The organism is Candidatus Dependentiae bacterium, assembly GCA_013821315.1.
GTDB lineage: Bacteria > Babelota > Babeliae > Babelales > Babelaceae > JACDHA01.
The window spans coordinates 40,351-49,952 of the sequence record JACDHA010000010.1 but is presented as its reverse complement, the minus strand read 5'-3'; the positions used below and the strand labels follow the sequence as shown (position 1 = coordinate 49,952).

Below are 9,602 nucleotides of genomic sequence, written 5' to 3'. Positions count from 1 at the left end.
TATACTTACCACTCTAGGGCTATGCCTTATGATTCTGAGTATACAAGGTAAAACTAAAGTAGGTTCAAGGGAATCTAATCTAAGTACATTTGGAGAAATTAGTTCAACGCAGCCGTGTACGCCAAATGCCTGTAAAATTAGATGTTCCAATACCTGCTATCCGTGTGGCATTACAACATTTATACCCAGATCAGTGGGAGCAAATACTGCACGTGAACTTATAGGGTGGCAACGGCAACTGCATCAGCCCTATTATCTTGAAAATTATGCTACAGTAGCATTAACGCCTGAATATACGCGTTCTTTTAGATCGTGCAGACTTGCGCGCACTCTTTTTTGTACTGATTGTTTAACCTTTGCTGGCAGCACTGTCAACGCAAATAATAACACCGAAGTAGTAGCTGATAACTTTGGCCTTTCAGAACGTTTTACCGGAACATTATCAATAAGACCACGCATAGAAAATGATATTCTTGATTTTAATATGTTTTTTGGTCTTAACGAGTTTATCCGTGGCTCTTATCTACGCGTTCATGCGCCACTCGTTCATACACGCTGGTCTTTAGAACTTGACGAATGTTTACCATGCGCTGATAAATCACGTGGTGATACTACCTTTCCAGACTGTTATATGCAATCTGATTCAAGCACCAATGACACAGCTTTAGCAACACCAACTGCTTCGTCGTTACGTGAAGCGTTAAGTGGTGAATTTTTGTTTGGTGACATGAAAGAACCCTGGGAGTTTGGACGCTTTAGCTTTTGCCCACGCAATAAAACAGGACTTGCTGATATTGATGTTATGCTAGGCTATAATGTTATAGAAAATGATTTTGGTCATGCTGGTGTGTATGCTCAAGTAGTAGTGCCTACAGGTAACCGTCCTAAAGCACGGTATATTTTTGAACCTATTTATGGCAACGGAAAACACTGGGAATTAGGAGCAGGCATTTCGGCTCATGCTACTCTGTATGATGATACGTACTGCAACGGTCATGTTGTAGCAGTCTATGTTGAAGGTAATGCTACCCATATGTTTAAAACACATCAACAACGATCATTTGATTTTACTCATAATGGTCTTTTAAGCCGTTATTTATTGCTTAAAGAGTTTGATATAGATAACAACTATACGGGCAGATTAATAAATGCTATTAATTTTAATACTCGTAACGCAGAAGTCCATATTGGCTATAAGGTCGACCTTTCGGCCAAAATTGCTTGGAGTATTGGCAACATTATGGTAGATGTAGGTTATAACTTTTACGCACGTGACAAAGAGCGAGTATGCATCGTTACTGATTGCCCATGCGATATAGATCAACGTCGCTTTGGTATTAAAGGTGTTGAAGGCGTCTGTTGCATACCAGCTACTGTAGAAAATGGTGAAGCGATTATCTCTACACTACCAGGAACTTCCCTTAATAGTACTCAATCAACTACTACGATTTTTAATGTGTTACCACAATCTCACGCAGAGATTGCCCCCAACGCAACAACTGCATGCTTGCTTTATAATGATCAAGTAACGCCTGACACCAGTGCCTCAGCTTTACCTGCACCACTAGCTCAAGCTAATACCGATGCTACGCCAATTTTGATATCATGCTTGGATTTAGATCCTAATTCAGCAGCCCAATGCTCTATGATCTCTCATAAAGTATTTGGTCATATTGGCTATATATTGGTAGATTCATGTTATCAACCACATATTGGCATTGGTGGTGAAGTTGAATTTGACGGCAAATGCAGACATAACAGCTTAAATCAATGGGGTATATGGATTAAAGGCGGTATAACATTCTAAAAGAGTATTGCTTTACCATAACCGTTGATTTACTATAGCTGAGCAGAATATTACAATTTTATTCGAGGAGCATACATGAACTATATCTTAAAAACAGCGCTATGCGCTCTGTTGCTTTTAAGCCCCCGGGCTTATGCAAATGAGCTCTGTAAAAAGAAATGCCAATCTTCTAGTCAAACCTGTTGCTTTGCAGGCACACGTACTGGCATTCATTACCGATCACAAGGCGACAACCTGGCACGACAGCTAGTAGGATGGCAAACTGAACTTCATAAGCCCGAAATGTGTGAGTTTTACGGTGCGTCGTATGTAGCTTTTGAATATACACGATCATTTGATTCACGTCGTATAACAGAGCCTTTGTTTGGTTCAGATACCTTGCGATTTGCTGGTAGCTTAGTGCCTAACCGTAGTGCTCATGAGCTTGTAGCAGATAATTTTGGCCTTTCACGTACTTTTCAAGGAAGCATTAAATTAAAGCCACGTATTGAAAACTTTATAGTTGATTTTGGGTTCTATCTCGGCCTTGATGAATGGGCTCCAGGCTTTTTCGTAGAAGTATTTGCTCCTATAGTGCATACACGTTGGGACTTAGGGTTAAGCTGCAAAGATCGCAAAAAAAACAACTGCGTTGGTACACCATTTGAAAAATGTTATGTAACAGCTGACACAGCTGATACGTCAGTTAATTCTGCTGGAAGCATTCAAGAGGCGTTGAGTGGCACATTCTTCTATGGTGACATGCAGACTCCCTGGCAGTCAGGCAAATTTGATTTTGGACGTCGTGTTCGTAATGGTATAGCAGATATTCATGTGCTTGTCGGTCAAGATATTATTAGTAATGATTGCTCTCATGCTGGAGTATTTGCTCAATTTGAATTACCCACAGGTAGAAAGCAACGGAGCGAATTTGTATTTGAGCCTGTAGTTGGCAATGGTGGCCATTTTGGTCTTGGGGGCGGTATAACTGCTCATTCTGTTTTATGGGCTGGCGAAGATTATAACTTTTCTCTATATCTTGAAGGTAACATAACGCATTTATTTAAATCGCGCCAATGCCGTTTATTTGATTTTAAACGCAATGGTGACTATAGCCGCTATTTACTGCTTAAAGAGTTTGATACCGATGGCACCAACTTAACGTATAATGGCAATTTAGTAAGCGCAACTGAATTTAATACACGTCTTGCTGATGTAAGTATAGGCGTTAAAGGTGAAGCAGCTCTTATGCTTGCTTTTCGCAAAGGTGGCCTTGGTATAGATATCGGTTACGATGTCTATGGCAATACTCATGAAAAAGTTCGTTTACGTTGCAATAACAGTAATTGCGATATCGATACACGTAAATTTGGCATTAAAGGCACTGAAAGTGTGTGCTGCAATCAAATACCTGTAGCTCTTGTTAATGATGCGCCAAGTATATTTTTACCTGGTACCCCATTTTCTCAAGAAGCGGTAGCACCTGAAGGATGTCCTGCTTTAGGTAGCGAGTCAACTCAGACACAGCAACTTGATAATAATACTCAATCTAATGTAACAGCCTTTACGGTTATAACTCCTAAAAGCTTTCAACCGTCAGCAACTGCATGTAACGTATGCTTAACATTTGATAACAGAGCTGCCTTTGATGCTGCAGTGAATGATAACCCAGAATTTGCGGCCAATGGCATTGCGGTAACTGACATAACCACGCTTGCAGGTGGTGCATCACTTGTTGATCCAAGTCAAAGACCGACACTATTACAAGAATCTCTGGCATCTCTTAACACACGCTCAGCAGAATCTGCATCTTATTTAACGCATAAAATATTTGCGCATGTTAATTATATGTGGCCTGATGAATGTGGCTGGGATCCTCATGTAGGAATTGGCGGAGAAGTTGAATTTACTGGTAAACGTACTACTTGCCAACGCATAGGCGTACAGCAGTGGGGCGTCTGGGTAAAGGGCGGTCTTTCATTCTAATACAGTAACCATAACTCATATAAAAAGAGCCAAGAGTGTTTTCTTGGCTCTTTTTATCTATACCTGTTTATTTAGGCACGCTTTTGAAGGAGCTTAGCAACATAGTTCGTCACATCGCCTACGGTTACTAATTCTTCTGCATCATGATCATTAATTTCAATATCAAATTCTTCTTCAAGCTTCATAACAATTTCCACTTGATCTAAAGAGTCTGCACCAAGTGTTTCTAGGCGCGAGTTTAACTCAATAGCACTTTTATCTATGCTCAATTGATCCGCAATAAGAGCTACTATTTTAGCATAGATATCGCTTGTGTTTGTAACCATGTTTATATTTCCCTACAAGATGTAAATAATCAAGATATACTACTGTATTAGTATACGCATATTATACTTGACTACAAGGCTCAGCACATAACGCTAGCTCTAGCTCTTGTTGCTCTTGTTCTCGCTTTTGCTGAGCAAAAACAAACTCTTTAACTTGCTCTAAATCACTGAGCGTGTTAATACCAAAAATAGTTTTATGTGGATAATGAGCTTGAAGCTCAAGCACTAAAGCTTTAGCAGGAGCAGGAACAAGAAGTATATCAGCTTCACTAAACGATTTTACCACGTTATTCCAATATAAAGGCTCAGTTATCTGGCGTATGATAGCATGTTGCGCTTTTTTAGCTAAACAGACTTCTTTAGCATCAACACTGGTAATTAACGGTATAGACAAGTCTTTAAAATCTACCTTAGTAAGATAAATTTTAAGCTGTTGCATAAGCTGTTCCATTAATGGTGTATGAAACCCCTCTTCACTGCTGCTGATTTTTTTAACTTTATCAGCACCAGCGTCATAGACACCTTCTACAATTGCTTTAATTGCTGAAGCTGATCCAGTTACTAAATGTTCAGTTTTAGTTTCATAAACTGCTATATGGGCAGAACACTCTTCTGAGCTGTTTTCAGCGCAAATTTGCTTGAGTTTACGAGCTGATAGACCATCAACTAATACTGTTTTTACATCAAGTTGTTCTAATTGCTCACGTAGTTGTGAGTAAAAATAAGAAAGTTTATGCAACAAATAAAGACCATCAGGAAAGTTCAAGCCCCCTCCTGTATATAAAGCACTGTATTCTCCAATACCGTGTCCTGCAACGTAATCAATAGTTATTCCTAACTGTTTAATCATGCTTGCAGTTGCTGCACTTACTAAAAAAAGCGCTGGATAGGCATTAGTTATTTTACTTAATTCGACATCAGATGAAGCAAAGCACAACTTAACAAAGTTTATACCTAAGCAATTTGAAGCTTCTTCAAAATACTCTTGCATAAGACGTGAATCATCGTACAATTCTTTGCCCATTCCAACAAATTGATTTCCGTAACCCGGAAAAAGCATCCCGATCTTCATAATAAACCTCCATTTAAGATTTAGGGTTAATGCTTCTTTAGGCTCTCCTTTAATAAAATAATAAAGGCATGTAATCGCTCAATACTCTCTTGTTTACCAAGTAAAGCAAGAAGTTCAAACACACCAGGACTTGCTGTTTTTCCCGTTAAGGCTATTCGCAGCGGTTTGCCCATTTCAGGCATAGTTAAAGCCTGCTTGTTTATAAAATCTTTAATACTTACCGTTAATGCTTGAACTGAATAGTCTTCTAGACCAATTAAAAAAAGTTCAAGATGCTTCATGTTATGGTAATTTTTTTCATGTATCCACGGCTCCATTTCAGCGGTAACAACCATCATGCTTGGACGCGCGTAGACACTATATAATTCGTCAAGTAACTCACGCAGTGTTTTTACGCGGTCTTTATATAAATCTATAAAACTTAGTAATTGTTCCGTATGCCAACCAGATAGCTTTACCTGTAATGCTGGGTCTATACATTTTATACTATACTCTAAAAGTTCTTGAGCTGGTGTCTGTTTAATATACACACTATTAAGCCATTCTAGTTTAGTGCTATCAAAAATAGCTGCTTTTTTGCCTACCTGCTCAAGAGAAAAGTACTGCATAAGTTCTTCGCGCGAAAAAATTTCTTGATTACCATGAGACCAGCCTAAACGCACTAGATAGTTACATAAAGCATCAGGCAAAAAACCATTAACTCTATAATCAAGCACCGAGGTAGCTGCATGCCGTTTACTTAAACGCTGACCATCAGCTCCTAATATCATAGGTAAATGGCCAAACTGAGGCATCGTAAAGCCGCACGCAGTATACAGTAAAATCTGCTTTGGCGTATTGGCAATATGATCATCACCTCGTAGCACATGACTAATACGCATATCAGCATCATCGACTACTACCACAAAATTATACATAGGACTGCCATCAGAGCGCATTATAATAAAATCGTCAAACTGCTCTTTATCAAACACAAGCGGGCCATGAATAAGATCATCAAAAGCAACTTCTTTGATAGTGCTTGGCACTTTAAACCGAACAACACAGGATTTCTGCTCGTCACCAATAGTTGTAACTCTCGTACGACATTTTTCGTCATACTTAGTATAACTACCCTCTTGAGCAGCACTTGCACCTAAACGTTCTTGTAACTCTTGTATTGTACAAAAGCATTTGTACGCAGTACCTGCTACAAGCATACTCTCTATAACTTCTTTATGACGTGCAATACGTTGCGATTGAATAACAATAGGCTCGTCACTATGCAAACCAACCCAATCGAAAGCATCTAAGATAGCTTGAGTATATTCAGGCTTTGATCTTTCTCCATCGGTGTCTTCTATTCTTAATAAAAAGACGCCGTTATTGTGTCGTGCAAACAACCAATTAAAAAATGCAGCTCGTAGCCCACCTATATGTAAATAACCAGTAGGCGACGGTGCAAAACGAACACGTGGTGTACTGTGCTGTTTATTCATATCTATCTTAAAACTTTCAAATCTAGGTAAAGCTTATTGAAGCTGTTCTTGAGCAAGCGCTCTCCACTGAGAGTCTGGTTTAGCTTTAGATACAAGTTCCGACCAATTACTAGCTGCTTTTTCTAAGTCACCCTGACGACTAGCTTCAAGTCCACTATAATACAGAGCCATATCGCGGACTGGATTACTACTATCTTGTGCTAAATTAGCCAGCTCTTGACGACCTGCTTGTTGCATGTCTTCTTGAGTTGCATCAAGCTTCATAAGAGCTCTTTTAAGTGCATAATAAGAGTAAAGTGGCGACTCTTTTTTTATTTTTGAGATCATTTGATCCATAACAGCAAGTGCTTCTGTTTTTTTATCTTGCTGTACTAACGCATCAGCTTGATAACTTAAAAAATATGGTGCCAATGAAGAATTTTTATATTTTTGCGCGGCTGCAGCAAAAGCACGTTCACTATCTTTTATTTTTTCAGCATCCTGAGAAGCCACTGCTTTTTTATAGCTTTCGCTTGTAGTTGCCAAATCTGCATACGCTTTCTGTTCAGCACGTCTTGTATACCATTGGTAACCAAACCAACCGGTAGCTGCTATCACAGCTATACTGCCTGCAATAATCAATGCTTGTATATAACGATTTACTGATGATTGACGAGAATAATCTCTTCTTATATTAGAATTTAACACTTTAAAGTCCTATTTATAAAACTACTACCTGAATTTTTAATCTATTATAGCCAAAAAGGCTCAACTTCGTTAAAGAGAGCTGAACCTTTTTAATATTTTCAACGAAAGTAAGCGCTAATGGCTTATTTTTCATTGTCTTGCTCATGACCTTGTTCGTTGCTATCTTGGCTTTGAGCACTTTGTTGTGCTTTAGCTTGAAGAGCGGTACGTGTTTCAGTACGCTTAATAGTACGTTCAAGTTTAGTATTTAATACTTTGCGGCCTTTATAGTAACCACACACAGCACATGCTTGATGGGTTGCTAGTGGCTCTTGGCAATTGGCACACTGAGTGATAGATTGGGGGCGAATAAACTTCGTAGATTGACGTTGGTCTCTACGGGCCTTACTCGTTTTCCGTTTAGGTACTGGCATAATAAGCTCCAATAAGGTAATTAATAGCGTGTAAATCTTATCTTTATTCCATTAAGTTTAAAGCAATTTACAAAAAAACGCAAAAAACTATTAATCAATAACTCTGAATAAATTAATTTTTATAAAACAACTCTCTTATCAAATAATAAATTAAATTACAGATTTGTCAAATTAATAGTAATTTCAGAGTACTAAGAGCTTATTTTTATACTAATTCTAGGTCTTCTGCTTCTTCAAACTCAACTAAATCCTCTAATTTAAATTCAGGATTTTTTTCTACAGGAACAAAAAAGTAATCATAAGATCCAGCAAGCGCTAGAGCAACACCAATAGTAAAAGCACTTAACGTTACTAGTTGCTTGGTATCTGACTGATTTGGAGTTAAAAGTTGAGGGGGTGTTTGTTTCAATCCCTGTTTCTTTTCAAAGTTATCTATAATTTGTATAACTTTTAGTCTACGCTTTTCTAGAGAACTTTTTTCAGCTTGCTGGTCTTGTGTTAAAATGCCTGTAGCTAATTGGCTTAAGCTACTAGTAATAATTTCCAACTCTCGCTTATACTTTTTAAGCTCTTTACTTGCAAGAGCAGCTTGAGATTGATTTTCATTAAGTGTTTTTCTGCTCTTACGTTTTTTACATATTGTCGGTTTTATTTGGGAACCCTGCTGTTTTGAGCGAGCAGTAGTTGAGTTCAAAGGAGTATCAACAACTTCGTGTTTACCTGCATGCACATGAGCGTCGTAACGGGGCGGCACACCACCTACTCTATTTGTTAAAAAGAGACTGACTATACATAGTGTCCTAGAGATGTTTTTTATTATCATATTAGTTTCCTTGGTTTTCTTTATAATTTTCTTTACTTTCATCGATCTCTTCTACTTTAGTCTCTGACTTATAAAAACAAGAATAGACAAGCGCAAGTATACCTGCACCACCTACAACAGCGCCACTTATTAGCCAGGAACTTGTATTAGAATTATCATGGGGCTTTACTGCTGGCTTATTAGTGTCATCTTGATGTGATATATCTATCAGTCTCTTAGCCTCTTGTGCTTGCTTGAGGTTAGATAACTTTCTATTTATATTTTTTGGCTTCTTTGCGTCACGCTCTTCGCGTTCTTTTTGTTGTGCTTCTTTTGCTGCTTTTGCAGCAGCTTCACGTTCTTTACGTTTTTGTTCTTTTTCCTGTTGCCGTTTATTTTCTGCATCTTCGCGTTCTTTACGCTTTTGTTCAAGAGCCTGAGCACGTTCTGCTCGAGAAGCTTCTAATCTACTAGGCTTAGGCATTGCAATAACGTTAGATGATGCAAAGAAAAAGACTAAAGCTAACACTATCATTTTAGCATAATTCATATATTCACTTTCTTTTACTAAAATTAAAACAAACTAAATAACTATCAGTATAACTTATTAGCGTCCTATGACAAAAGGCTCTGCTAAAATCTTATGCCAAGCTGCTTTCTTAATGCTTTTAGTCTATGAGGAAATAGACGCACAAAATAGGTTAAAGCAAGACTCAAAAGTGTATCTAATAACGTAATAAAGGATGGCACCAAACCTGCAATAGAAAGTATCCCAAAAAAATGGGTCAATAATGCACTTAAAGATATAAAAGTTATAGGCTTATTGGAAAGAGGTTCATATAACAACATAAGTGGGAAAAAAACTAAAATACTAATACCATAATAAATATATTCAAAATAACCAGTAGAGTAAGTTAAAAACCCTAGTATCTGATAAAAAACACTTGCTAGCGTTAGAGAGGCTATTAAACGAAAAAATCCATGTAAGATTTTAGTGGTATTCATACATATCCCTTGATAAATAAGATTTAAGTTATAAGTTGTTATTTCAA

Annotated in this window: 10 protein-coding genes; 2 read left to right on the top strand and 8 right to left on the bottom strand. The window is 37.8% G+C overall.

Annotated elements, in window-relative coordinates; translation table 11 throughout:
* Positions 1-28: 28 nt before the first annotated feature.
* Both H0X48_03480 and H0X48_03475 read left to right on the top strand, forming a co-directional pair.
* Positions 29-1,807: a hypothetical protein gene (locus H0X48_03480; GenBank protein MBA3954350.1), complete on the top strand. Its 1,779-nt coding sequence runs from the start codon at positions 29-31 to the stop codon at positions 1,805-1,807.
* A gap of 75 nt (positions 1,808-1,882) precedes the next feature.
* Positions 1,883-3,772 carry a hypothetical protein gene (locus tag H0X48_03475; GenBank protein ID MBA3954349.1) on the top strand — a complete coding sequence of 630 codons (1,890 nt, stop codon included), beginning with the start codon at positions 1,883-1,885 and terminating at the stop codon, positions 3,770-3,772.
* A gap of 71 nt (positions 3,773-3,843) precedes the next feature.
* Here H0X48_03475 and acpP read toward each other — a convergent pair whose 3' ends face one another.
* The 8 genes from acpP to H0X48_03435 all read right to left on the bottom strand — a co-directional run bounded on the left by acpP (position 3,844) and on the right by H0X48_03435 (position 9,555).
* Positions 3,844-4,098, bottom strand: coding sequence for an acyl carrier protein (acpP, locus tag H0X48_03470; GenBank protein ID MBA3954348.1), 255 nt, complete (start codon positions 4,096-4,098; stop codon positions 3,844-3,846).
* Between the two features lie 61 nt (positions 4,099-4,159).
* Positions 4,160-5,170 carry an acyltransferase domain-containing protein gene (locus H0X48_03465; GenBank protein MBA3954347.1) on the bottom strand — a complete coding sequence of 337 codons (1,011 nt, stop codon included), beginning with the start codon at positions 5,168-5,170 and terminating at the stop codon, positions 4,160-4,162.
* 26 nt (positions 5,171-5,196) lie between these two features.
* Positions 5,197-6,648: a glutamate--tRNA ligase gene (locus H0X48_03460; protein ID MBA3954346.1), complete on the bottom strand. Its 1,452-nt coding sequence runs from the start codon at positions 6,646-6,648 to the stop codon at positions 5,197-5,199.
* Positions 6,649-6,681: 33 nt separating this feature from the next.
* Positions 6,682-7,335 carry a hypothetical protein gene (locus tag H0X48_03455; protein MBA3954345.1) on the bottom strand — a complete coding sequence of 218 codons (654 nt, stop codon included), beginning with the start codon at positions 7,333-7,335 and terminating at the stop codon, positions 6,682-6,684.
* 122 nt (positions 7,336-7,457) lie between these two features.
* Positions 7,458-7,748 carry a 50S ribosomal protein L32 gene (gene rpmF / locus H0X48_03450; GenBank protein MBA3954344.1) on the bottom strand — a complete coding sequence of 97 codons (291 nt, stop codon included), beginning with the start codon at positions 7,746-7,748 and terminating at the stop codon, positions 7,458-7,460.
* Positions 7,749-7,953: 205 nt separating this feature from the next.
* Positions 7,954-8,571 carry a hypothetical protein gene (locus tag H0X48_03445; protein ID MBA3954343.1) on the bottom strand — a complete coding sequence of 206 codons (618 nt, stop codon included), beginning with the start codon at positions 8,569-8,571 and terminating at the stop codon, positions 7,954-7,956.
* 1 nt (position 8,572) lies between these two features.
* Entirely contained in the window at positions 8,573-9,100 is a 528-nt protein-coding gene (locus tag H0X48_03440) for a hypothetical protein (GenBank protein ID MBA3954342.1), read from the bottom strand.
* A gap of 83 nt (positions 9,101-9,183) precedes the next feature.
* Positions 9,184-9,555 carry a hypothetical protein gene (locus H0X48_03435; protein ID MBA3954341.1) on the bottom strand — a complete coding sequence of 124 codons (372 nt, stop codon included), beginning with the start codon at positions 9,553-9,555 and terminating at the stop codon, positions 9,184-9,186.
* Positions 9,556-9,602: the final 47 nt, after the last annotated feature.